Source organism: Corynebacterium sp. c3Ub_189 (genome assembly GCF_039907195.1).
Taxonomy (GTDB): domain Bacteria; phylum Actinomycetota; class Actinomycetes; order Mycobacteriales; family Mycobacteriaceae; genus Corynebacterium.
The window spans coordinates 22,598-46,545 of record NZ_JASBOF010000014.1 but is presented as its reverse complement, the minus strand read 5'-3'; the positions used below and the strand labels follow the sequence as shown (position 1 = coordinate 46,545).

The window sequence follows — 23,948 nt, the reverse complement described above, 5'->3', positions numbered from 1 at the left end:
AGGCTTAGTGCGTTTAGAATCCTAGAAGCATGAAGCCTGCTTTAATCATCGTTGACGTGCAACATGACTTCTGCCCCGGCGGCGCCTTAGGCACCGAGCGGGGCAACGAGGTCGCTGTAAAAATCGCTACCCTGCAACGGGATTACGAAACCGTCGTAGCCACGCAGGATTGGCACATCGATCCGGGTTCTCACTTTTCTACGGACCCGGATTTTGTCGATTCTTGGCCGGTGCACTGCGTAGCCGAGTCCCACGGGGCAGCCATGCATGAGGCCATCGGGCCGGCGCAAGCCTACTTCCGCAAGGGCGAATACACCGCCGCCTATTCCGGATTCGAGGGCGCTGCGAACGGCACCTTGCTCGCCGACTGGTTGCGCGAGCGCCACATAGACGCCGTGGATATCGTGGGCATTGCCACCGATCACTGCGTGTGTGCCACGGCTGCCGACGCCCTTAAAGAGGGCTTTACCGTCCGAGTGCTGCGTGAGTATTGCTCCCCAGTGGACGAAGCACGCGGCGAAGCCGCGTTGCAAGAGTTAGCCGCTGCCGGCGCCACCATCTGCTAAACACATGAAGACGCCTACGGCCCTCGAACCGAATCTGGTCCGAGGGCCGCTGGCGTCTCTCTACAAGGTGTTTCCATGTATCGGCTAATGCAGCCACCCTCTGGAAACAGGAGGGGTTCTCTCTATCTCTCTCGCATGCGCTCTCTCAAACGCATGAATTAAGTATGGAATGCCGATATTGGATCCGGGTGTCAGGTACCTGAAAGTTTCCTGTTGAATTGTGCCACCAAGGCTCCTACTACCTCACCTCGACAAATACGTCTCCACCCAAATGGCGAAAGCTCTGCGCTATGCGAGACGATTGTTATAGGGTGATCTGCGTCCCCACGGGTGCCCGAGCACGGGCTGAGAGTGCGCTAAAGCTGCGCATAGACCGTTCGAACCTGTTTGGTTAATACCTACGAAGGAAGAGAGGAGCGCTTGCCATGACGGCTGCCCCAGAAAACCACCCTAAGCATTCCTATTCCCCCATTCACCACGACGGTCTAGAAGTTCCAGAGACCGAAATCCAACTGGATGATTCCCCACAAGGCCCCAATGAGCCCTTCCGCGTCTACCGCACGCGTGGGCCAGAATGCGCACCTGAAGTGGGGCTACCGGCCCTGCGCAGCGAGTGGATTAGCGAGCGCGGAGATACCAAAGAGTACGCCGGTCGCGGCCGCGAGCTGGCTGACGATGGACGTGCCGCACAGCGCCGCGGGGCGTCTTCCCAAGAGTGGAAAGGCTCTAAGCGCCCGCCGCTTAAGGCTCAGCCCGGGCGCCGCGTAACTCAAATGCACTACGCTCGCCAAGGAATCATCACCCGCGAAATGGAATTCGTAGCACTGCGTGAGCACTGCGATCCGGAATTCGTTCGCGCTGAGGTAGCTCGCGGCCGCGCCATTATCCCTAATAATGTCAACCACCCCGAGTCTGAGCCCATGATCATTGGGCGAAAATTTCTCACCAAAATCAACGCCAATATTGGTAACTCCGCGGTTACCTCCTCCATCGAGGAAGAAGTGTCCAAACTGCGCTGGGCTACCCAGTGGGGCGCGGACACCGTGATGGATCTTTCCACTGGTGACGATATCCACACCACCCGCGAGTGGATCCTCCGCAATTCCCCAGTTCCCATTGGCACCGTGCCCATTTACCAAGCATTGGAAAAGGTCAATGGCGTGGCAGAGGATCTGACCTGGGAAATCTTCCGCGATACCGTCATCGAGCAATGCGAACAGGGTGTGGACTATATGACCATTCACGCCGGTGTGCTCTTGGCGTATGTACCGCTAGCAAGCAATCGCGTGACCGGCATTGTCAGCCGTGGTGGCTCCATCATGGCGGGATGGTGCCTTGCTCACCACAAAGAGTCATTTCTGTACGAGCACTTCGATGAGCTATGCGAGATTTTCGCTCAATACGATGTTGCATTTTCGCTTGGCGACGGCCTGCGCCCCGGCAGCCTTGCCGATGCTAACGACGCCGCCCAATTTGCAGAGCTAAAGACTATCGGCGAACTTACCCGCCGCGCCTGGGAGTATGACGTCCAAGTCATGGTGGAAGGCCCCGGACACGTGCCGCTCAACATGATTCAAGAAAACAACGAACTCGAACAGGACTGGGCTTCAGATGCCCCCTTCTATACCCTGGGCCCTCTAGTTACCGATATCGCCCCTGGCTATGATCACATCACTTCCGCCATCGGTGCCGCCCATATCGCAATGGGTGGTACGGCCATGTTGTGCTATGTCACGCCGAAGGAGCACTTGGGACTGCCCAACCGCGATGATGTAAAAACTGGTGTCATTACTTATAAGATTGCGGCGCACTCAGCGGACGTTGCCAAGGGACATCCAGGCGCCCGCGCATGGGACGATGCCATGAGCAAGGCCCGCTTTGAATTTCGCTGGAATGACCAATTTGCGCTCTCCCTCGACCCAGAGACCGCTCAGGCCTATCACGATGAAACGTTGCCTGCTGAGCCAGCAAAGACCGCACACTTTTGTTCCATGTGTGGGCCGAAGTTCTGCTCCATGCGCATTAGCCAAGACATCCGCGAGATGTTCGGCGGGCAAATGGCCGAGCTCGGCATGCCGACGCTGGGCGAGCAGGTCCGTGCGGCAGCCCACGGCCCAGCACCACAGGAAGGTATGCAGGAAAAATCCGCCGAATTCCGCCGCAACGGGTCTCAAATTTATTTACGCGAGGATGCTGACCTAGCTTAGCTCTCGCCCTGTATCGGGATTTTCGCCGCGCTCAAATCGGGCGCGGCGTTGCCTTTGTTCTTCCCTTTTGCGCAAGATGCGCTGCCTCTCCATTCGATCGCGCATGCGCTGCGGATAGCCGGTTTCTTCCACGTCATAAATATCGCAGCTCAAAAGTTTGGCCACCGCATCAATTCCTTTCGGCCCGCCAATACGGCGCCGGATAAAATCGCCGTGTTCATCCACAACGACAACGGACATCTCATTGACTACAGTTTCCGGTTCCACAAAGGCCTCTACATATACCTTTCCGGCGGCCCATTGTTGCAGATCCTGCGCGTCTTCCGGGCGGATGGTCTCCCCCGGTCCGCGGGGTGGTCGCAGTGACGATCTGGACTTGTTGCGGCGGAAAGGGTTGAACATAATTCCCTAGCTTACCCGGAAGGAGGGTAGTTACTAACCCCACATCTGCACGAGGGTGAGCATCACGCTGTAAGATTGTCGGGTAGCGATAGAACACTTCCAACTTTCGAGGAGTCTTATAACTCATGGCGAACTCCGTTGAGATGCCCGAGCTGGGCGAATCCGTAACCGAAGGCACCATCACGCAGTGGCTCAAGTCCGTAGGCGACACCGTCGAGGTCGACGAACCATTGCTCGAGGTCTCCACTGACAAGGTCGATACCGAAATCCCCTCCCCCGTAGCCGGCACCATTATTGAAATTAAGGCTGACGAGGATGACACCATCGAGGTCGGCGAGGTCATCGCCATCATCGGTGACGAGGATGAGGCAGGCTCCGCATCCAACGACTCCTCCGCTGACAAGGGCGAGGAAGAAGCAGAAGAAAAGAAGGAAGAGCCGAAGGCTGACTCCTCCAACGGCGGCTCCGGCGACGCAGCCGACGTGGAAATGCCAGAACTCGGCGAATCCGTCACCGAGGGCACCATCACGCAGTGGCTGAAGTCCGTAGGCGACACCGTCGAGGTAGACGAGCCACTGCTCGAGGTCTCCACCGACAAGGTCGACACCGAAATTCCTTCCCCAGTAGCAGGCACCCTGGTAGAAATCCTCGCAGACGAGGACGACACCATCGAGGTCGGCGAAGTCATCGCCCGCATCGGCGACGAAAACGCCACCGCATCCTCCTCCGAGGCCAAGCCAGAGCCACAGGAAGAAAAGAAGGAAGAGCCCAAGGCCGAAGCAAAGGAAGACAAGAAGCCAGAACCGAAGGCTGACTCCTCCAACGGCGGCTCCGGCGACGCAGCCGACGTGGAAATGCCAGAACTCGGCGAATCCGTCACCGAGGGCACCATCACGCAGTGGCTGAAGTCCGTAGGCGACACCGTCGAGGTAGACGAGCCACTGCTCGAGGTCTCCACCGACAAGGTCGACACCGAAATTCCTTCCCCAGTAGCAGGCACCCTGGTAGAAATCCTCGCAGACGAGGACGACACCATCGAGGTAGGCGAAGTCATCGCCCGCATCGGCGACGAAAACGCCACCGCATCCTCCTCCGAGGCCAAGCCAGAGCCACAGGAAGAAAAGAAGGAAGAGCCAAAGGCCGAAGAAAAGGAAGAGAAGAAGCCAGAACCGAAGGCTGAGGAGAAGAAGGAGTCCAAGCAGGATTCCTCCCTGAACACCTCTGCCAAGGTCAACAATGGCGACAACGTTCCTTATGTCACCCCACTGGTACGCAAGCTGGCTGAAAAGCACGGCGTAGACCTCAACACCGTTGAGGGCACCGGCGTGGGCGGTCGCATCCGCAAGCAGGACGTGCTCGCCGCTGCTGGCGAGGGCGATGCACCTGCCAAGTCTGGCGCACAGTCCGATAACTCCCCACGCGCACGTTGGTCCACCAAGTCCGTGGATCCGGCCAAGCAGGAGCTCATCGGCACCACCCAGAAGGTCAACCGCATCCGCGAAATCACCGCCGCCAAGATGGTCGAGGCGCTGCAGATTTCCGCGCAGCTGACCCACGTCCAGGAAGTCGACATGACTGCCATCTGGGATATGCGCAAGAAGAACAAGCAGGCGTTCATCGACAAGCACGGTGCCAACCTGTCCTTCCTGCCATTCATCGTGAAGGCTACCGCCGAGGCTCTGGTCTCCCACCCGAACGTCAATGCGTCTTATAACCCAGAGACCAAGGAGATGACCTACCACTCGGACGTCAACATCGCTATCGCCGTTGACACCCCGAAGGGCCTGCTCACCCCGGTCATCCACAAGGCACAGGACATGACCCTGCCGCAGATCGCTCAGCAGATTGCAGAGCTGGCTGATAAGGCCCGCAATAACAAGCTGAAGCCGAACGATCTCACCGGTGCTACCTTCACCGTGACCAACATCGGTTCCGAGGGCGCCATGCTCGATACCCCGATCTTGGTTCCGCCACAGGCCGGCATCCTGGGCACCGCGGCTATCGAAAAGCGCCCGGTTGTTGTCAACGAGAACGGCCAGGACGCCATCGCCATCCGCCAGATGTGCTACCTGCCATTCACCTACGACCACCAGGTAGTTGACGGTGCGGACGCAGGCCGCTTCATCACCACCATCAAGGATCGCCTGCAGACCGCAGACTTCCAAGCAGACCTCGAAGTCTAAAGGTTCTATCGCCGCTTAAAGCCTCTTAGCCCCACCGCGGGGCTAAGAGGCTTTAGCTATGTCTGGGGTGCCAAGTGGGGGTGACGGATCCGAAAACGGCGGACTAATCCATCCCTTTTTATTCGAGGTGTTGAGGGTGCCTTGCCCCTAAGCCCATGGTGAGCGCACTGGGCGCAGTTCTATACAGTGACGCGCTGCATAAAAGTTTCCAAAGCGGGATCGGCTCACCCATTGTTAAACATATAATTGGGGCGGTTACAGCCACTGTCCCCCTATTAAGGAGTCTCACTGACATGGAATTCATCTCCCGCCACCTAGGGCCGGATTCTGCGGAGCAGGCCACCATGCTTGCGAAGGTAGGCTACGACAGCGTGGACGCGCTGGTCGATGCCGCCATTCCGTCAAAGATCCGCGCCGCAGAACTGCCTCAGCTTCCTGAGGCACTCTCGGAAGATGAGGCGCAGGCTACATTGCGGGAGTACGCCAACCAAAACACCGTGCTGAAGTCCTTCTACGGACAAGGCTTTTCTGACACCCTCACTCCCGCGGTCATCCGCCGCGGTTTATTGGAAGATGCGGGATGGTACACCGCCTACACCCCGTATCAGCCAGAGATCTCCCAGGGTCGTCTTGAAGCGCTGTTGAACTTCCAGACCATGATTGAGTCCCTGACCGGTCTGCCCATCGCGAATGCATCCTTGCTGGATGAGGCCTCCGCCACCGCGGAAGCCGTGGGGCTTATGTCCCGCGCGGTCAAGAAGGGGCGCCGCGTGGTGCTGGATTCTCGCCTGCACCCGCAGGTGCTTACCGTCGCCGCGGAGCGCGCCCGCGCGATTGACCTCGAGGTAGAAATCGTAGACCTGCGCGAAGGCCTCGTGGGCGAGGATCTCATCGGCGCAGTAATCGCCTACACCGGTACCGAGGGCGATATCTTCGATCCCTCCACCATCATCGAGGAGCTGCACACTCGCGGCGCACTGGCTACCGTGGCCACTGACCCGCTTTCGCTGCTCCTGCTGGAGGCACCTGGCTCGCTGGGCGCCGATATTGTGCTCGGTTCTTCCCAGCGCTTTGGCGTTCCACTCTTCTTCGGCGGCCCGCACGCTGCCTACATGGCGGTCACGGAAAAGCTGAAGCGCCAGATGCCTGGCCGCATCGTAGGCGTGTCCAAGGACGCGGATGGGCGCCCCGCTTACCGCCTGGCACTGCAGACCCGCGAGCAGCATATTCGCCGCGAACGTGCCACTTCCAATATCTGTACCGCGCAGGCACTACTGGCCAACGTCGCCTCCATGTACGCCGTCTACCACGGCCCGCAAGGTCTCAAGGCCATTGCCCAGCGCGTCCACGCGCTCGCTTCCTCCTTTGCACAGTCCCTCAAGGATGCCGGGAAGCAACTCGTGTCCGAGGACTTCTTCGATACCGTTACTGTCGCCGGCGTAGACGCCGCCACCATCAAGGCTGACCTCCAGAAGGAGGGCTACCTCGTGCGTACCATCGGCGAGGACAAGGTATCGGTGTCCTTTGGTGAGTCGGCGACCAAGGAGGACGTCGCCAAGCTCGCCCACGCCTTCGGCGCCAATGCCGCTGAGGCCGACTTTGCTCTGCCGGAGAACCTGCAGCGCGGCGAGGAGCCACTGCAGCACGAGATCTTCAATCGCATCCACTCCGAGACCCAGATGCTGCGCTACCTGCGCAAGCTAGCCGATAAGGACTTGGCGCTCGACCGCACCATGATTCCGCTGGGCTCCTGCACGATGAAGCTCAACCCCACCGCCGCCATGGAACCCATCTCCTGGCCGGAGTTTGCGGGCATCCACCCCTACGCACCAGAGGAAACGACCGCCGGCTGGCGCGCCTTGGTAGACGAAATTGAAGGCTGGCTGGCCGAGGTCACCGGCTACGCCAAGGTCTCCATCCAGCCCAATGCCGGCTCCCAGGGCGAGCTGGCGGGTCTATTGGCCATCCGCCGCTACCACGTAGCCAATGGCGATAACGAGCGCGATGTAGTGCTCATCCCAGCTTCCGCGCACGGTACCAATGCGGCCTCGGCAACGCTGGCTAACCTGCGCGTTGTTGTGGTCAAGACCGCCGAGGATGGCTCTATTGACCTGGCAGATTTGGATGACAAGATTGCCAAGCACGGCAACCACATCGCCGGCATTATGGTGACCTACCCGTCCACCCACGGTGTCTTTGACCCCGAGGTTCGCGACGTATGCGATAAGGTCCACGCGGTGGGCGGCCAGGTCTACATCGACGGTGCGAATATGAACGCGCTGACCGGCTGGGCCCGCCCAGGCCAATTCGGCGGCGATGTTTCCCACCTCAACCTGCACAAGACATTTACCATTCCGCATGGCGGTGGCGGCCCGGGCGTGGGTCCGGTCGCAGTAGCCGAGCACCTCATCCCCTTCCTGCCCACCAACGCCGCGGATCCGCAGCTGGATGCCACCACCGCTACCCCGGTAGGCCAGGGCGTGCCAATTACCAATACCAAGTACGGCTCGGCTGGTGTGCTGCCGATTTCCTGGGCGTACCTAGCTATGACCGGTGCGCAGGGACTGGCCCAGGCCTCCGCACACGCGATCTTGGGTGCGAACTACCTGGCCAAGTCCTTGGAAGATTCCTTCCCGGTGCTCTACACCGGCAATGCTGGCTTGGTTGCGCACGAATGCATCCTTGATCTGCGCGCGCTTACCGACGCCTCCGGCGTCACCGCCGCTGACGTAGCCAAGCGCCTCGTGGACTTTGGTTTCCATGCCCCGACCCTCGCCTTCCCGGTGGCCGGCACCCTCATGGTCGAGCCCACCGAGTCTGAAGACTTGGGCGAGCTGGACCGCTTCATTGAGGCCATGCGCACCATCCGCGCCGAGATCCAAGAGATCATCGACGGCGAGGTGTCCTACGAGGGCTCCGTTATCCACCACGCACCATTTACCGCGGAGTCCGTAGGCGCCGATGCGTGGGAGTTCTCCTTCAGCCGCGAAAAGGCAGCGTGGCCTGTGAAATCCCTGCGCCACAGCTACAAGTACTTCCCGCCGGTGCGCCGCATCGACGAGGCCTACGGCGACCGCAACCTGGTCTGCAGCTGCCCACCACCAGAAGCTTTCGACATCGACGATTCTGAGGAGTAACCATGACCGAACTACTCACCTCCCCGCTCCATGCCGAGCACGACAAGCTCGGCGCCACCTTCACGGCCTTCGGCCCGTGGAATATGCCCTTGAAGTACCAGAATGAGCTGGATGAGCACCGCGCGGTGCGTAGCACCGCTGGCCTCTTTGACCTGTCCCACATGGGCGAAATCTGGGTCAACGGCGCCGACGCCGGCAAGTTCTTGTCCTATGCCTTCATCTCCAACTTCGAGCCCCTCAAGGTGGGCAAGGCCAAGTACTCCATGATTACCGCTGAAGACGGCGGCATCATCGATGACCTGATTACCTACCGCTTTGAAGAGGACAAATTCCTCGTCGTCCCGAATGCCGGCAACGCCGATACCGTGTGGGACGAGCTCAATAAGCGCGCCGAGGGCTTCGATGTTTCCCTGAAGAACGAGTCCCGTGACGTCGCCATGATCGCCGTCCAGGGCCCTAAGGCCGCAGAAATCCTCGTCCCGCTGGTAGAAGACAATAAGCAGGACGAGGTATATAACCTCGGCTACTACGCTGCCACCATGGGCAAGGTAGCGCGCACCTTCGCCATTATCGCGCGCACCGGCTACACCGGTGAGGATGGCTTCGAGCTCATCGTGTATAACTCCGATGCCCCACAGCTGTGGGAAGAACTGCTCAAGGCCGGCGCGGAATACGACCTCAAGCCGTGCGGTCTTGCCGCCCGCGATTCCCTGCGCCTCGAGGCCGGCATGCCGCTCTACGGCAACGAGCTCTCTCGCGATATCACCCCGGTAGAGGCGGGCATGGCGCGTGCCTTTGCCAAGAAGGAGGCCGATTTCGTCGGCGCCGAGGTCATCCGCCAGCGCGCCGCCGACGGCCCACAGGTGGCTATCACCGGTCTCACCTCCACGCAGCGCCGCGCCGCGCGCGCCGGAGCCGAAGTATTCGTGGGAGACAAGAAGGTCGGAACGGTCACCTCCGGCCAGCCTTCCCCCACCCTGGGACACCCAGTGGCCATCGCGCTGCTGGAAACCAGCGCTGAACTCGAGCCCGGCGCCGAAGTCGAGGTAGAGATCCGCGGCAAGCGCTATCCTTTTGAAGTAACCGCGTTGCCGTTCTACAAGCGCGATAAGTAAACACTTTCTCAACCAGCCCGAAAGGACTACATCACCATGGCTACCCTTCCACAAGATTTCTCCTACTCCGAAGACCACGAGTGGGTCAACGCCACCGCTGACGCCGTCGCAGGCGCTACCGTGCGCATCGGCATTACCTCCGTCGCTGCCGATCGCCTGGGCGAGGTTGTCTTTGCCGAGCTACCGGAGGTGGGCGATACCGTCACCGCCGGCGAGTCCTGCGGCGAAGTCGAATCCACCAAGTCCGTCTCTGACCTCTATTCCCCTGTCACCGGCACCGTCAAGGCCGTCAACGAGGCCGTGCACGATGACTACGCGGTCATCAACAACGACCCGTTCGGTGAGGGCTGGCTCTTCGAGGTCGAGGTAGATGAGGCCGGCGAGCTCATGGATGCCGCCGCCTACGCATCCGCTAACGGCCTAGACTAATTCGGCCCCACGCGGGAGGGTGTGCCACGCGCATCCTCCCGCTTTGCTTTGCCCACCGCACCAGAGGAAACTTTGAGGCTATGACTGCACCACGCGATCCTTTCTTCCCCGCCGAGCGCTCTATCCGCGCCTCCGATAAGCCACTAGAGGTCCGTTTCCTGGGCCGGATGGACTACCAGGAGGCGTGGGATTACCAGGCCGAGGTAGCGGCCGCCCGCGCCAAGGGCGAGCAGGGCGACGTGGTGCTCGTGGTCGAGCATCCCAATATCTATACCGCCGGCAAGCGCACCCAGCCAGAGGATATGCCGGATAATGGCCTGCCCGTTATCACCGTGGACCGCGGCGGGCGCATTACCTGGCATGGCGAGGGCCAGCTGGTTATCTATCCCATTGTCAAGCTGGCAGAGCCTGTCGACGTCGTCGACTATGTCCGCCGCTTGGAGGAAGCCACCATCCAGACGGTTCGCCAGATGGGGGTGACCACCGCTGGGCGCATCGACGGCCGCTCGGGTGTATGGGTCCCCTCCACCACCCAGGCCAAGGATCCGGCTGCCCCGAAGCGCGACCGCAAAATTGCCGCGCTGGGCATCCGTATTACCCGCGGGGTGACCATGCACGGCTTGGCGCTCAATTGCTGCAATACGTTGGACTATTACGACCACATTGTGGCCTGCGGCATCGATGACGCCGATGTGACCACCCTGTCTCTGGAACTGGGCCACCAGGTCAGCCTCGAGGACGCCACCCAGCCGCTGTTGGAAGCGCTGGACGACGCCCTCTCGGGCCGCCTCATCGTTGCCGACCACACCTTCGGCTCAGCCCCGGATCCCACGAAGCTGGCCAATGAAAGGGCACGGGAGAGGCGTCGGCAAGCGCGGCACTAGCCCTCGTTCGGGGCTGGCGCGGAATAGGATGTGACCCTGGCGACTTATACCTAGAAGAGCTATTAGCCATCACCACCATCAACCGATAAAGTGAGTTTTTGTGACTGTAAAGCCTGAAGGACGCAAGATGCTCCGCATTGAAAAGAAGAATGCGGAGTCACCCATCGAACAAAAGCCACGCTGGATTCGCAACCAGGTCCGCACCGGCCCGGGCTACGAGGACATGAAGTCCCGCGTGGCCGGCGCCTCCCTGCACACCGTGTGCCAAGAGGCAGGCTGCCCGAATATCCACGAGTGCTGGGAATCCCGCGAGGCTACGTTCCTTATCGGTGGCGATAAGTGCACCCGCCGCTGCGACTTCTGCGATATTGCCACCGGCAAGCCGGAAGAACTCGACCGCGACGAGCCGCGCCGCGTGGCCGAAAATATCCGGGAAATGGACCTTAACTACACCACCATTACCGGCGTTACCCGCGACGATCTCCCGGATGAGGGCGCATGGCTCTATGCCGAGGTGGTGCGCAAGATTCACGAGCTTAACCCGCATACCGGCGTGGAAAACCTCACCCCGGATTTCTCCGGCAAGCCGGACCTGCTCGAGGAGGTCTTCGAGGCTAAGCCAGAGGTCTTCGCCCATAACCTGGAGACCGTGCCGCGCATCTTTAAGCGCATCCGCCCGGCCTTCCGCTACGAGCGCTCTCTGGACGTAATCCGCCAGGCCCACGACTATGGCCTGATTACCAAGTCCAACCTGATTTTGGGCATGGGCGAGACCGAGGATGAGGTCGAGGAAGCATTGCGTGACCTGCGCTCTGCCGGCTGCGATATCATCACCATCACCCAGTACCTGCGCCCCGGCCCGCGCTTCCACCCGATTGAGCGCTGGGTGCGCCCAGAGGAATTCGTCGCCCACTCCAAGCTGGCCAAGGAGCTCGGCTTCGGCGGCGTCATGTCCGGCCCGCTGGTGCGCTCGTCCTACCGCGCCGGCCGCCTCTACGTGCAGGCCATGGAAAAGCGCGGCTTCGAGCTTCCAGAAAACCTCAAGCACCTGGCCGAGACCTCCCAGGGTGCCACCGCCCAAGAGGCCTCCACCCTGCTGGAGAAGTACGGCCCCTCGGAAGAGACTCCAGTGACCACCCGCATGGCCAAGACCCCGGCTAATGCGAATTCGGCGGCGGCCACCATCCGCTAAACCGAACGTTTTCATAACGGCCTGCGCTTTTCGCGTGGGCCGTTTTAACATTTATGCCCGTTGACCTTTAAAGTAGGAGCCATGGCGAAAGATGACAAGGCAGCACTAAAGGCTGCAAAGAAGCAAGAACGCGCGGCCAAGCGCCAGCAGCGTAAGCAAACCTGGTCCCAAATGTGGCAAGCATTCAATATGCAGCGCAAGCAGGATAAGGCGCTTATCCCCATCATGCTGGGTGCCTTCCTGGGCATGGGCTTGCTCTTCTTCCTCATTGGCCTGCTTTTTGGCGGCGAGTGGTTCATGCTCATCCTCGGTTTGGGCATTGGCGCGTTGCTCGCCATGTTCCTCTTTACCCGCCGCCTTGAGCGCGATATGTACAAGCGCGTAGAAGACCAGCCGGGCGCTGCCGGCTGGGCGCTGGAACAGCAGCTGCGCAACACCGTGGGCATCGTGTGGTCCGTAAAGACCGGTGTGGCCGCCACCCGCCAGCAGGATCTTATCCACCGCGTCATCGGCAACGCCGGCGTCATCTTCGTTTGCGAGGGCAATAAGAACCGCGTACGCCCCACCTTGAACCAGCTTAAGAAGCGTGTAGACAAGATCGCCGGCGGCGTTCCCATCTACGAGATCTTCGTGGGCAACGGCGAGGACGAGGTTCCCGTATCCAAGCTGCGCAATAAGGTCATGAAGCTGCCGCGCAACTTCAATAAGAACGAAACCTACGACAACATCCGTCGCATCGAGGCCATGGATTCCATGCCGGGTACCACCCCGGGCATGCCCAAGGGCCCTATGCCCCACCAGGCCCAGAACATGGCCGGCATGAACCGCCGCATGCGCCGCGCCCAGCAGCGCAAGAAGAATAAATAAGCGCCTAAAGCTAATCCCTGCTACACCGTCGACGGCGTAGCAGGGATTTTCTTATGCCCAGAAAAGTCGGGCACCTTAGGAGCGAATGACGATGGTGCCGGTGGCGCGGTCGTGCATGCCGCGTCCATCCGCATCAACCATGGCCGCCGGGAACAGCACACCAGTGAGCACCGTGCGCAGCGCCGCGCGCCATAGGCCTACGCGGACACCGGGGACATCGAGTCGCGCCACGCCCATCCCCAGCAACAGCATGCCGGGGGTGCGGGCAAAGAGCCAACCGCAGACAATGCCCATGATGACCCACAGGGCGTAGCCCAAGAAAGCCACACCGCCCAATTCCGTGGTGAACATGTGGATCAGATTGGCAATGAGCATGCACACGATCCAATCAATGGCCACGGCGCCGGCACGGCGGCCAACGGGGGCCAGTGATCCCGGCCCGGACTCCGGAAGGCCGAGCTTTTCGCCCGGCCAGCGGCCAGGGCCTTCCATGTCATCGTATTCGCCCGGAATATTCGGCCCGTCAAGCCACGTACGCTTATCTGCCATGCTCACCAATCTAGCGGGCACAAAGTGAGATGTGAAACGAGGGGAATCGCGATGCCGACGGTGGGAACCTAGTAGGCTATAGAGAGACAATTCACCGGTCAACAACGAGGAGACAAACGTGTCTTTCGAGACAGTGCAGGACATCGTCCAATTTATTAAGGACGAGGACGTAAAGTTCGTCGATATCCGCTTTACGGACGTCCCAGGCACCGAGCACCACTTTTCCATCCCAGCAGATGAGTTCACCGTAGAAGATGCCGAAAATGGCCTTGCTTTCGACGGCTCCTCTATCCGCGGATTCACCACCATCGATGAGTCCGACATGACCCTGCTGCCGGATCCAGCCACCGCGCATATCGATCCGTTCCGCACGGCCAAGACCCTGAACATCAAGTTCTTCGTCCACGACCCATTTACCTTTGAGCCTTTCTCCCGCGACCCGCGCAACATCGCGCGCAAGGCGGAAGAGTACCTGCAGTCCACCGGCATTGCCGATACCTGCAACTTCGGCGCTGAGGCCGAGTTCTACCTCTTTGACTCCGTGCGCTTTGGCACCGACGTCCAGCACGGCTTCTACGAGGTTGATTCCGATGAAGGTTGGTGGAACCGCGATAGCGAGACCAACTTCGACGGCACCCCGAACACCGGCTACAAGACCCGCCTGAAGGGCGGCTACTTCCCCACCGCGCCGTATGACAAGCACGGTGAGGTACGCGACGCTATGGTAGAGAACCTGCAAAAGGTTGGCTTCCAAATCGAGCGCTTCCACCACGAGGTCGGCGCCGGCCAGAATGAGATCAACTACCGCTTCAACTCCATGTTGCACGCGGGCGATGACATTCAGACCTTCAAGTACGTGATTAAGCAGACCGCGGCGCAGTGGGGCAAGACCGCAACCTTCATGCCCAAGCCGCTGGCCGGCGATAATGGTTCCGGTATGCACGCCCACATGTCCCTGTGGAAGGACGGCAAGCCTCTCTTCCACGACGAGGCTGGCTACGCAGGCCTGTCCGATATCGCCCGCTACTACATCGGCGGTATCCTCCACCACGCCGGTGCCGTTCTTGCGTTTACTAACCCAACGCTGAACTCCTACCACCGCTTGGTGCCGGGCTTCGAGGCCCCGATTAACTTGGTCTACTCCCAGCGCAACCGCTCGGCCGCCATCCGTATCCCGATTACCGGCTCCAACCCGAAGGCCAAGCGCATCGAGTTCCGCGCTCCGGACCCATCCGGCAACCCTTACTTGGGCTTTGCCGCCATGATGATGGCCGGCATCGACGGCGTAAAGAACCGCATTGAGCCGCACGCTCCAGTTGATAAGGACCTCTACGAGCTGCCGCCGGCAGAGGCTGAGTCCATCCCGCAGGCGCCGACCTCCCTCGAGGCTTCCCTGAAGGCCCTGCAGGAGGACATGGACTTCCTCACCGAAGGCGATGTCTTCACCGAGGATCTCATCGAGACCTACATCAACTACAAGTACGAGAACGAGATTAACCCGGTTCGCCTGCGTCCTACCCCGCAGGAATTTGAGATGTACTTCGACTGCTAGAGCTGCGCCTGCCCACGCCCCCTCTCGCCACCGGCTTTCCGCCTTCCTAGGCTCCCAAATTGCTGAGTGCCGATTGGGGGCTTTGCAGATCTATTTGCACTTTGGATTCAGAAATTTTGCACCCAACATTGACAAGCGTCCTTGGTTCTTGGCGGTGCCCCACTCCTTGTTGTTTGACTATCGCAGCGTTTTCAAATGCATGGCACTTGAGCAAAACCTTGCGCAAATGATTACTAAGATTGCGCATTTTGAGCTATACTTTAGGCAATCGATACCCCCTCCAAGCTTCCCATAGGAACAGCTCAATATGAGAGGGGGGCTTTGCTATTCTGAAGCAATGAACCGCAGGAAGAAGTTCCTTAGCATTGAAGAGCAAGTCAGTTTAATTCAACGCCGTGGGTTAATTCTTCCTTCCGAAAAATCTGCTAAAGATTTCCTTGAGCGTCAAAACTATTACCGCTTTTCGGGCTACATGCGGTACTTCCAAGAAAACTTAGCCGGTGACGAAGCCAAATTCTTTCCTGGCACCCAGTGGGATGAAATAGTTAATATCTACCGGCTGGACATCGAACTTCGTTCTCTCCTTCTCCGCGGGCTCCAAGAAGCAGAGCTTGCGGCCAGGACGGCCTTTGCTCTCAGCGAAGGTGAAATCCATTCTCCTTATGAGAAGTATCTTCAGCCCACTGCGTACCGGCGCCCACCAAATCCGGCCATGCCGCCCACACACGATCTAATTGTCAGTGAGCTCAAGCGGTCTAAGGAACCATACCTCCATAAATACCAAAAGGACTCAGGGTCCGACGCTGAAAGGTGGGTTTACGATGTCCCAATTTGGGTGGCCGTCGAGGCTCTGTCCTTTGGTACGTTGTCGAAAGCAATAAGCTTCCGAAAAGACAACAACCAAGTTTACGCAAAGACTTGTTCCATTCTTGGCGTAAAGAAACAATATTTAGCGCGCCAATTGCGCTCTTTTACCTTCGTGAGAAATAAATGTGCCCACTCAGCTCGGTTATGGAACAGTTTCGTTTTGGACCAACCTTCAGTTTCTAGTGCTACGAAACGGCGTGCTGAGAAAGTTTTAGGTCAAAATTACGGCGAGAACTCGCTACTAGCAGTAATTGTAGCCCTTGATAACTTTCTCTTTCTTACTAATTCGTGGGATGGATTTTTGGATGAGTATATAGAGCTGGTCAAACGAACTCCGGCTTTCCACCAAGGTATAGCGAATCCTCATCATTCATAGCCCTCTTGGTGCATGAACACACATTGGTATTCCGGACCCTTTTCATGCGACCCCGGCCACATATCCTTAAAGTCTTGACCCCTGCCCCTAATTCAGCGCCAGTTGAGGGTTCTCACCAGCAAAAACGACAGCAAAATTCTGATAACCCGACCGAAAGAAATTAACATGTGGGTGTGACTGATAGATTCCGCCAACTCCCGGCCCCTGGCCCCGCGTGGGGAGGCAGCCTCATGGGCACCTCCATCGTTTCGCGCCTGCTCGTGGAAGAAGGATTGATGATCTTGGCCGGCATTTTTGCCGCCATCGCGTGCGTCATCTTTGTCGTTCTCACCGCGGGCTTCTTGCGCTACCGCCATCCTAGTTTTGAGCGCACCACTATGGCGGAGTGGTCGATGTTTTTCATCGGAATCTTGGCGCTCGGTGCCGCGCTTTCCGGTCTGACGGATATCCCTACCTTCCGTCTCGTGGGCTTTTGGATCGGTGGTCCGGTTACCGTTATTACGTGGGCTATCCAGCTCACGCGCTTTGATGGCGAACCGAGGTTCACTTGGGGCTTGCCACTGGTCGGCCCTATGATTTCGGCTTCCGTTTCCGGTTGGCTGGCTAATGATTACGGCCCGCTCTACCACGTGATGGGTACGGTATTTTTCTTCATGTCCCTGGTGACGGCGGTGCCCACCTTCGCCCGCGTGTATTGGGCCGCATGGCACGGCAAGGTGGATTTCACCGGCGCGAAATCGGCCACCGCATGGGTTCCGCTAGGCGTGGTGGGCCAGTCCACCACGGCAATGCAGATTCTCTTCCCTGGCCCCGTCTCCATCTATTACGGCGTTACGGCGCTTATTATCGCCATTCCGCTGTCCATCTACGCGATGTTTACCTTCTATCCCAATGTGGCACGGTGGGTTCCGTACTCCCCGGCGTGGTGGTCCTGCACGTTCCCGCCAGGAACCGTGAGCATGGGTGGCCACCAGCTGGCATTGGTCAATGGCTCCGAGCTTATCGACGCCATTGCGCTCACCATTCCCGTCCTCCTCACCGCCCACTGGATGCTGTGCTCCACCCGCTTCCTCAGCTGGGTGTGGGAAGGAAAGAAGGAAACCGGCCCTGAAGAGCCGCTCATTAAGACTGGGCCCAAAAGGTAGTAAGGAGGCTAAGCCGCTATGCGAGACGCCAGCTTTGAACGAGGCAAGCGCCGCACACGCCGCCGCACGCCTGAGGCCCGACCGCGGCGCGAGCACTGGAGCAGGGAATACGCAATCTATGCGGAAGATTCCTGGGGCATCGATGACTTAGGGTCCGAGGGCGGCGAGAATTCCGTGCGCACCTATTCCGGTGGCCGCGCAGATGGCAATCGTCGCCGGCGCCGCTGATGCATAATAGCTCCCCTATCACCTTCATCGCCTGGGAGCGCGCCAACCTGGCTGCGGTGAGAGACGTACTCGCTGGCCTGCAGCGAGACGGCATCTATCTGCGCCGCGACCACCTGCTGATGGAGACGTCGTGGCTTGGCACAGGCGCGCGGGACTTCTACGCCACGGCCTGGCGCTGGGGCGCACAAGACTGCCCGCTCTTTTATGACTTAGCCCGGCGCGGACAGCTCCTACTTACTATCGGCGATACCGTGATTGCGTGTGGCAACGGAGCTGATATCGACGCTGCGCGCGATTGCATTGCACAAGAGCTCATCGCCGCCCAGGATCCGCAGCAGTTGTGCGGGCTGCTTGCCGACGCCCCAGAAGACTAGCCCTACAGTCCCGGTTGCTCGCTGCGCTTCATCCAGCCCATGCGCGGGGCAAAACCGCGGGGATGCTTCATCTGCGCTACGGCGTCGGCAATCATGAGGCGGTGGCGGCGCGACACGCTATCGGGAAGCTTTGCCACGGAGAACCACCCTGCCTCGGTATTTTCTTCGTCGCTGATGACCGGCTCTGCGCCATCCGCTACTGATACGCGCAGCGCCGTTCCCATAAAGGTGCACTCATCACCGTTGGGGTAGGTCACTGGTCCGGACTGCCCCACGCCCAATAGCGCTTCCACCTTGGCGTCAAGGCCGACTTCCTCTTTGACTTCTCGCAGCGCGGTGGTGGTAATTTCCTCGCCTGGCTCGCAGATTCCTTCCACCGGGGTCCACGTACCGTTATCGGAGCGCTTTACTAGCAGCACGGAGGGGACTTCCCAGAGTGCGGCGTCTGCCGGCACATCGCGGATGATGATGGCGCTGCAGGCTGGCACAAAGATCTGATCGTGGCCAATCTTTTCGCGCAGCTGAACAATAAAATCTGGAGTCGGCATGCCACCTAGCGTAGACCAGTGCGGCGCACTTAGGCCATGGGCCCCAAGACCTCTTTAGCTAGAAGCTGAATATCGGTGGCCAACGTGAAAGACAGCTCCATGTCCGTCGGCGTGGTTTGGCAGGTATGACCTTCTTCGAGGCGCTGCGTCGTTCCGGAAACCACGCCCACGATGGTTTGTTTTCCTTCTACTTCGCCATACACCGGACCACCGGAGTCACCATTGGTGCTGCATACGTGCGCCCTAGCGGCGAGCGAATCCCGCTGGAGTCCCTCCGAGTTCAGCTGCGCCATCTCTGCATCGTGGGAAAGCGTGCCACAGGTCTCATCGGTCACGCGGCCAAGCTTGCACACCTGATGCGGCAGGTGAGCCAGGGAGGTGGCGACGCTATTGTCCACCACCCCGGGGACATAGTACTCAGCGCTGCCAGTGATCTCGATAAAGGCCACATCGAGGTCGTGGCTATCTTCGGAATAGAAATCAGAGTAGATGACCTCGCCGATAGGTTCGGCGGGGTAGCTAAAGTCGCCGTCGGCGGTTCCGGCCCAGACCTTATCGCCGGGTTTGCCGCAATGGGAAGCGGTAACGGCGATCGTGCGGGCGTCGGCAAGCGTAAAAGACCATGCCGCGGTACACGACTGGTAGTTGAAGTAGGCGCCCGGCCGCGGTTCATCGCCGGAGAGATCTAAGGCGGTGCCCGGAGCGAGCGGCGCCGCGGCTGGGGAATAGGACTCGTTAGGAATGAGGTTTTTATAAGACAGGGCGGAGAAACTTGGTTCTTCCCCACCCCGCACCGGGCTGCAGGCTGCAAGGAACGCGGCCGTGCACACTACAAAAACGCTAGTTGCTCTCCGCGTCCGCATTCCCGGCGTTGTCCTTGTTCTCTTCTTCCGCATCCATCTCCGCCTGGGCGTTGAGATCGCGGATGAACTTTTCCGGATCAAACTCGGTGTAGTGTTCCGGGCCGGCAAAATTTTCTAAGGCCATGGTCTAAACCTCCGTTTTCTGAATCGACGTGGTGATGTAATCCTTGACCGCCGCGGCATCATTAGGCAAGTCCTTGACGTGCCGCTCAGCATCGAGGATGCCGGCAAAGCGCTCGGGTGGCTCAGGGGCAGAGCCGATGGCTTCCGTGATCGTCTCGGCAAACTTCACCGGCAGCGCGGTCTCCAGACACACGATTGGAGTCTTTACCCCCTCGCGCTGTGCGCCACGAGCCACCTTGATGCCGTCGGCCGTGTGCGGATCCGCCAGGTAATCAAAGCGCTCGTGTACATCCTTGATGGTGGCTAGGCGATCGGCATGGCTGGAGGAACCGGACAGGAAACCATAGTCCTCGCGGGCAGCAGCAATCTTGTCGTGGTCGAGGCTAAAGCCGCCCTCTTTCACCTTGGTGCCGAATAGCTCCGCGGTTTCGGCTGCATCGCGGCCGAGCAAGTCGAACGCAAAGCGCTCAAAATTCGAGGCGCGCGAGATATCCATGGACGGCGAAGAGGTTGCCATGGTCTCTGCGGCTGGACGCGGCCGGTAGTTTCCGGTGCGGAAGAACTCATCCAGCACATCATTTTCATTGGTAGCCACGATAAGACGATCAATGGGAAGGCCCATCTGGCGAGCGATGTGGCCGGCACAGATATCGCCAAAGTTACCGGTGGGAACGCTAAAGGAAACTTTCTGATCGGCAGTTTCGGTGACCTTGAGCCAGCAGGAAATGTAGTAGACCACCTGGGCCATCAGCCGTGCCCAGTTAATCGAATTGACCGCGCCAATGCGGTAGGCGGCCTTAAAATCAGCATCTCCCGATACCGCCTTGACCACATCCTGGCAATCATCGAAAACGCCATCTAGAGCGATGTTAAAGATATTCGGGTCATCCAGCCCAAACATCTGCGCCTGCTGGAAGGCCGTCATTCGGCCGGCCGGGGTGAGCATAAAGACGCGAATGCCGTGGCGCCCGCGCATCGCATACTCTGCAGAGGACCCCGTATCGCCGGAAGTGGCGCCCAGAATATTGAGGGTCTCACCGCGGCGGGCGAGCTCGTATTCAAAGAGCTCACCCAAAAGCTGCATGGCCATGTCCTTAAATGCTGCAGTAGGTCCTTCGGATAAATGGCCGATGAAAAGGCCCTCACCTAGTTCGGTGACGGGAACGATTTCGGGGTCCGCAAACTTGGGGCTGGTATAAGCGCGCGCGGCGATATCCTCGATGTCTTGCGATGGAATATCGTCAATGAAAAGCTTAAGTACCTCGGCCGCAAGCGCCGCGTAGCCTTTATCCGCTAGGAGCCTGCGCCATGAATTTAAAGTGGCGGAATCTAGCTGTGGGTAGCTCTCAGGCAGGTATAAACCGCCATCGGAGGCAAGCCCGCCGAGGAGAATATCTGTAAAAGATGCGGGCTGACGGGCGGTATCGCGGGTCGAAATGTACTTCACACAAAAGAATCTTAGTAGTTAAGGCGTAAGGTATCAGCCATGTCGCATCCGAATCCCCGAGAAGTCATTACCACTCAGGCTTTAGGTATTTGGGTAGCCGCCATGGCGGTCTACCTCGTAGCGATTACCGGCCGTACCTCTTTTGGGGTGGCCGGTTTGGATGCCATTGAGCGCTTCGATGTCGATGCCGGCCGTATCGCGGTCTTTACCTCTGTGCAGTTGGGCGTGTATGCCCTAGCCCAAATCCCCACCGGCATCTTGATTGATAAATTTGGCCCGCGCCTACTCCTCGTGGTCGGCGCGGTCATTATGGGCATTGGCCAGGTTGTCTTGGGCTTTACCACCAGCTATGGCGTAGCCATTGCCGCGCGCGTTCTCATCGGCGCGGGCGATGCCACGGCATTTCTCTCCGTGATGCGCATCCTGCCCTATTGGTTCCCACTGCACCGCACCCCCATGTTCACCCAGGTGACGTCGTCGTTGGGGCAAATGGGTCAGTTCATTTCCGCGGTGCCCTTCCTGTGGTTGCTGGGTGCGGCCGGATGGACCGCCGCCTTCGTTACCCTTGGCGCGGTAGGAATCTTGGTAGCCATCGCCGCTATCGTGGCGGTGGCAGACTCACCAGAGAAGTTGGGGATTATTCCCACGGAGAAGGAACCACCCAACTCGCAGGCCACCAGCATCCCCGCCCGCTTGAAAACGGTATTCCGCTCGCCGGTGGCCTGGCAGGCTTACTTCATCCACTACATCGGCATGCTCCCGCTCATCGTCTTTGTCATGCTCTGGGGCATGCCCATGATGACCCAGGGCATGGAGATGTCCAAGGCCAAGTCCAGCCTGGTTCTCACCTTGCTGGCGGTATTCTTGGTCATCGTCGGCCCCTTGCACGGCAAAATTTCCTCCCGCGCGCAGCATGTCCGCCCGTGGCTTAGCCTCGGGTTCGTAGCAATTCACGTACTGACCTGGCTGATTTTCTTTACCTTTGGCACCGACAGCGGTGTGGCCGCAATTTTGGTGGTGTCCTTCGTTACCGCGCTGTGCACGCCGACGGCTAACTATGGCTTCGACATCGTGCGTGAGCGCATGGACCGCTCGGTGGTGGCCACAGCCACGGGCTTGGGAAATATGGGCGGGTTTACCTCCGGCATGTTGGGCGCGCAGCTCTTCGGAATGGTGTTGGACCACTCCTCCGACGCCCCTGATTACTCCATGCCGGATTTCACTGCCGCCGCGGCTGCGGTGCTAGCCGTTTGGGTAGTAGGCATGATTGGTGTGGTCATCACCCACTTCCTTCGCCGTCGCGCGGGCGAAGACGGGCCTTCTGTCACCATCGTGGAGGTTTCCTAGAAACTCTCGGTTGATTACTCTGGGTTGAGGATAAAGCGAATGGTCCCCTCAGGGTCCGCCAAAAGCTCCCGGGTCGCCGCCACGGCTTCCGCTTCGTCGAAGGCGATGCGCTCAAATCCAGTATCGTTGAGCTCCACAATGTCCGCACCAGGGCAGGCCAGAAGAATCGGCGAGTGCGTGGCAATAATGACCTGTGCACCGCGGTCAACCGCTAGGGCAATTTCCCCTACAAGGGCCAGTTGCCGGATAACGGACAGCCCAGATTCTGGCTCATCCAGGATGTACACACCTTGGCCATTGATGTGCTCATAGAGCAGGTCAAAGACGGATTGCCCGTGCGAGCGGCGGGACAAATCCACGTTCTGAGAAAGAGTCGAACGGCCGCCCCGTTCGGCCGCTGAATCCCCACGTCCAATCAAGTACTCGTGCTTTTCGGCGCGCAGGAAATAGGCACGCTGGATAACTTCGTCTGTAACACAGCGGATGGGGCTGCGAGGAACGATTTCATCTGGGTCATCCATGCGGCCGCCCGCAGGTGAACAGCCCAAATCACTAGCTACGCCAGCGAGCAAGCTCGATTTGCCAATGCCGTTTTCACCTACGAAGACGGTGACAGGGCTTCGCAGCTTGAAGCTGCCCAAATCAACTAAGTAGTCGAAGACAGGCAGCTCGGCGCGGTAGTCATCGGGCTTGAACTTCAGGCTTAGGGCATCAACCAGCATGGGCCCTAGGTTAATTCAGTTCATCGAGTACGCGCAGCGCATCTTCTTGCGCTGCCGCCGCGCCAAAGTTTTTCAGGTGGTCGCCCAAGTCGCCGGCCGGAACTGATTGGGCGATGGTATCGGCCGGCACGGTATTGACGGCATAGGCCACCCCTACCCCGCCGGTGATGGGGATGGCAATGGCGGCGAGTACTCCCGCCGCGGTCGACAGCGTGGTCTTGAAAGTCATAGTCTCCTCCAGAGGCTTCGGCACCGAGCACCGTGCCCGTTACCAATTTGTGATGTTTTACCTTAGGAAGAATTACTGCCAAGGCCATGCCGCCTAGCTGCGGGTTGCCTGAATTTTCGCGCCCAGTTCGCGAGGAAATAAAGGGCTAGTTTGCCGGGTAGCTCTCGGCTACGATGCCATCGCTAGCCGGCATCACAAGGCCTCGCTCAAATGCTACGAGGACTGCCTTTTCATCGGATTCGCTGATGTCACCAGACTCCACCGCACTGTTGAGCTCGCGCTCGAGGTAGACGCGCACATCGGATTTGCCGTTTTCCGTCTGGGTAATATCCCGCGGGACGGAATTGAGCGGGATGCCCAGCGCCTTCGCCAAGGAGGTCACGCGGTTGGCGTCGGTGGAATCATCGCCTTTGATAGCACCATTGACCTGTGCGGGCATGTCTTCTTGGACTACCCCACCAGCCACGGCCTCGCCCACCGTCTTCGTCCCCTTGGGGGGATTATCGCGGTTGGTGGCCCACACCCCGACAGCGATGGCCACGATGACGGCCACGGCTACAAAGGCCCACAGGTAGATGAGCTTATGTCGATACACT

24 protein-coding genes and 1 riboswitch are annotated in these 23,948 nt (G+C 59.3%); of the genes, 15 read left to right on the top strand and 9 right to left on the bottom strand.

Annotation, left to right across the window (positions count from 1 at the left end; genetic code table 11):
* Positions 1-29 precede the first annotated feature (29 nt).
* Positions 30-566, top strand: coding sequence for an isochorismatase family protein (locus QKD99_RS08125; RefSeq protein WP_347951191.1), 537 nt, complete (start codon positions 30-32; stop codon positions 564-566).
* Positions 567-882: 316 nt separating this feature from the next.
* Positions 883-993, top strand: a riboswitch (TPP riboswitch).
* Entirely contained in the window at positions 992-2,773 is a 1,782-nt protein-coding gene (gene thiC, locus QKD99_RS08120) for a phosphomethylpyrimidine synthase ThiC (protein WP_347951190.1), read from the top strand. (Overlaps the previous riboswitch by 2 nt.)
* On the opposite strand, the gene QKD99_RS08115 is transcribed toward thiC, so the two are convergent.
* Positions 2,765-3,175, bottom strand: a complete 411-nt coding sequence (locus tag QKD99_RS08115) for an oxidoreductase (protein ID WP_225746692.1) — start codon at positions 3,173-3,175, stop codon at positions 2,765-2,767. The two genes, thiC and QKD99_RS08115, sit on opposite strands and share 9 nt — an antisense overlap.
* Positions 3,176-3,300: 125 nt before the next feature.
* On the opposite strand from QKD99_RS08115, the gene sucB reads away from it, so the two are divergent.
* From sucB to QKD99_RS08080, 7 genes are all read left to right on the top strand, one after another.
* Positions 3,301-5,358: a 2-oxoglutarate dehydrogenase, E2 component, dihydrolipoamide succinyltransferase gene (gene sucB, locus QKD99_RS08110; RefSeq protein ID WP_347951189.1), complete on the top strand. Its 2,058-nt coding sequence runs from the start codon at positions 3,301-3,303 to the stop codon at positions 5,356-5,358.
* A 293-nt stretch (positions 5,359-5,651) separates the two neighbouring features.
* Positions 5,652-8,495 carry an aminomethyl-transferring glycine dehydrogenase gene (gene gcvP, locus QKD99_RS08105; protein WP_239279115.1) on the top strand — a complete coding sequence of 948 codons (2,844 nt, stop codon included), beginning with the start codon at positions 5,652-5,654 and terminating at the stop codon, positions 8,493-8,495.
* Between the two features lie 2 nt (positions 8,496-8,497).
* Positions 8,498-9,610 carry a glycine cleavage system aminomethyltransferase GcvT gene (gene gcvT, locus QKD99_RS08100; protein WP_239279116.1) on the top strand — a complete coding sequence of 371 codons (1,113 nt, stop codon included), beginning with the start codon at positions 8,498-8,500 and terminating at the stop codon, positions 9,608-9,610.
* A gap of 36 nt (positions 9,611-9,646) precedes the next feature.
* Entirely contained in the window at positions 9,647-10,039 is a 393-nt protein-coding gene (gene gcvH, locus QKD99_RS08095) for a glycine cleavage system protein GcvH (RefSeq protein WP_005324433.1), read from the top strand.
* Between the two features lie 80 nt (positions 10,040-10,119).
* Complete coding sequence (gene lipB, locus QKD99_RS08090) at positions 10,120-10,923, top strand: lipoyl(octanoyl) transferase LipB (RefSeq protein ID WP_297846207.1); 804 nt, start codon at positions 10,120-10,122, stop codon at positions 10,921-10,923.
* Between the two features lie 127 nt (positions 10,924-11,050).
* Positions 11,051-12,115 carry a lipoyl synthase gene (gene lipA / locus QKD99_RS08085; RefSeq protein WP_005327094.1) on the top strand — a complete coding sequence of 355 codons (1,065 nt, stop codon included), beginning with the start codon at positions 11,051-11,053 and terminating at the stop codon, positions 12,113-12,115.
* A gap of 81 nt (positions 12,116-12,196) precedes the next feature.
* Positions 12,197-12,982, top strand: coding sequence for a DUF4191 domain-containing protein (locus tag QKD99_RS08080; RefSeq protein WP_225746687.1), 786 nt, complete (start codon positions 12,197-12,199; stop codon positions 12,980-12,982).
* A gap of 75 nt (positions 12,983-13,057) precedes the next feature.
* Here QKD99_RS08080 and QKD99_RS08075 read toward each other — a convergent pair whose 3' ends face one another.
* The gene (locus QKD99_RS08075; protein ID WP_284791524.1) at positions 13,058-13,531 is read right to left on the bottom strand and encodes an RDD family protein; all 474 of its coding nucleotides are present in this window, start codon (positions 13,529-13,531) and stop codon (positions 13,058-13,060) included.
* Positions 13,532-13,649: 118 nt separating this feature from the next.
* On the opposite strand from QKD99_RS08075, the gene glnA reads away from it, so the two are divergent.
* The 5 genes from glnA (at position 13,650) to QKD99_RS08050 (ending at position 18,073) form a co-directional block, all read left to right on the top strand.
* On the top strand, positions 13,650-15,083 hold the full coding sequence (gene glnA, locus QKD99_RS08070) for a type I glutamate--ammonia ligase (protein ID WP_284867603.1): 1,434 nt from the start codon (positions 13,650-13,652) through the stop codon (positions 15,081-15,083).
* A 337-nt stretch (positions 15,084-15,420) separates the two neighbouring features.
* On the top strand, positions 15,421-16,326 hold the full coding sequence (locus tag QKD99_RS08065) for an Abi family protein (RefSeq protein WP_347951188.1): 906 nt from the start codon (positions 15,421-15,423) through the stop codon (positions 16,324-16,326).
* 173 nt (positions 16,327-16,499) lie between these two features.
* Positions 16,500-17,471: a TDT family transporter gene (locus QKD99_RS08060; protein WP_297845791.1), complete on the top strand. Its 972-nt coding sequence runs from the start codon at positions 16,500-16,502 to the stop codon at positions 17,469-17,471.
* An 18-nt stretch (positions 17,472-17,489) separates the two neighbouring features.
* Positions 17,490-17,699 carry a hypothetical protein gene (locus QKD99_RS08055; RefSeq protein WP_225746683.1) on the top strand — a complete coding sequence of 70 codons (210 nt, stop codon included), beginning with the start codon at positions 17,490-17,492 and terminating at the stop codon, positions 17,697-17,699.
* Positions 17,699-18,073, top strand: coding sequence for a hypothetical protein (locus tag QKD99_RS08050; RefSeq protein ID WP_284791520.1), 375 nt, complete (start codon positions 17,699-17,701; stop codon positions 18,071-18,073). Before QKD99_RS08055 ends, QKD99_RS08050 begins: the two co-directional genes overlap by 1 nt.
* 2 nt (positions 18,074-18,075) lie before the next feature.
* Here QKD99_RS08050 and QKD99_RS08045 read toward each other — a convergent pair whose 3' ends face one another.
* Genes QKD99_RS08045 through thrC form a run of 4 tightly spaced genes read right to left on the bottom strand, consistent with a single transcriptional unit; the run spans position 18,076 to position 21,054 of the window.
* Entirely contained in the window at positions 18,076-18,621 is a 546-nt protein-coding gene (locus QKD99_RS08045) for an NUDIX domain-containing protein (protein WP_239279120.1), read from the bottom strand.
* A gap of 29 nt (positions 18,622-18,650) precedes the next feature.
* Positions 18,651-19,451 carry a trypsin-like serine protease gene (locus QKD99_RS08040; RefSeq protein WP_347951187.1) on the bottom strand — a complete coding sequence of 267 codons (801 nt, stop codon included), beginning with the start codon at positions 19,449-19,451 and terminating at the stop codon, positions 18,651-18,653.
* 10 nt (positions 19,452-19,461) lie between these two features.
* Positions 19,462-19,608, bottom strand: a complete 147-nt coding sequence (locus tag QKD99_RS08035; protein ID WP_347951186.1) for a hypothetical protein — start codon at positions 19,606-19,608, stop codon at positions 19,462-19,464.
* Between the two features lie 3 nt (positions 19,609-19,611).
* Positions 19,612-21,054, bottom strand: a complete 1,443-nt coding sequence (thrC, locus tag QKD99_RS08030) for a threonine synthase (RefSeq protein ID WP_347951185.1) — start codon at positions 21,052-21,054, stop codon at positions 19,612-19,614.
* Between the two features lie 39 nt (positions 21,055-21,093).
* Between thrC and QKD99_RS08025 the strand changes: the two genes are divergently transcribed.
* Entirely contained in the window at positions 21,094-22,401 is a 1,308-nt protein-coding gene (locus tag QKD99_RS08025; RefSeq protein WP_347951184.1) for an MFS transporter, read from the top strand.
* Positions 22,402-22,415: 14 nt separating this feature from the next.
* On the opposite strand, the gene QKD99_RS08020 is transcribed toward QKD99_RS08025, so the two are convergent.
* From QKD99_RS08020 to QKD99_RS08010, 3 genes are all read right to left on the bottom strand, one after another.
* Positions 22,416-23,123 carry an AAA family ATPase gene (locus tag QKD99_RS08020; RefSeq protein ID WP_347951183.1) on the bottom strand — a complete coding sequence of 236 codons (708 nt, stop codon included), beginning with the start codon at positions 23,121-23,123 and terminating at the stop codon, positions 22,416-22,418.
* Between the two features lie 10 nt (positions 23,124-23,133).
* Positions 23,134-23,352, bottom strand: a complete 219-nt coding sequence (locus QKD99_RS08015) for a hypothetical protein (protein WP_284765722.1) — start codon at positions 23,350-23,352, stop codon at positions 23,134-23,136.
* A 145-nt stretch (positions 23,353-23,497) separates the two neighbouring features.
* Positions 23,498-23,947, bottom strand: a complete 450-nt coding sequence (locus QKD99_RS08010) for a hypothetical protein (protein WP_239279126.1) — start codon at positions 23,945-23,947, stop codon at positions 23,498-23,500.
* Position 23,948: the final 1 nt, after the last annotated feature.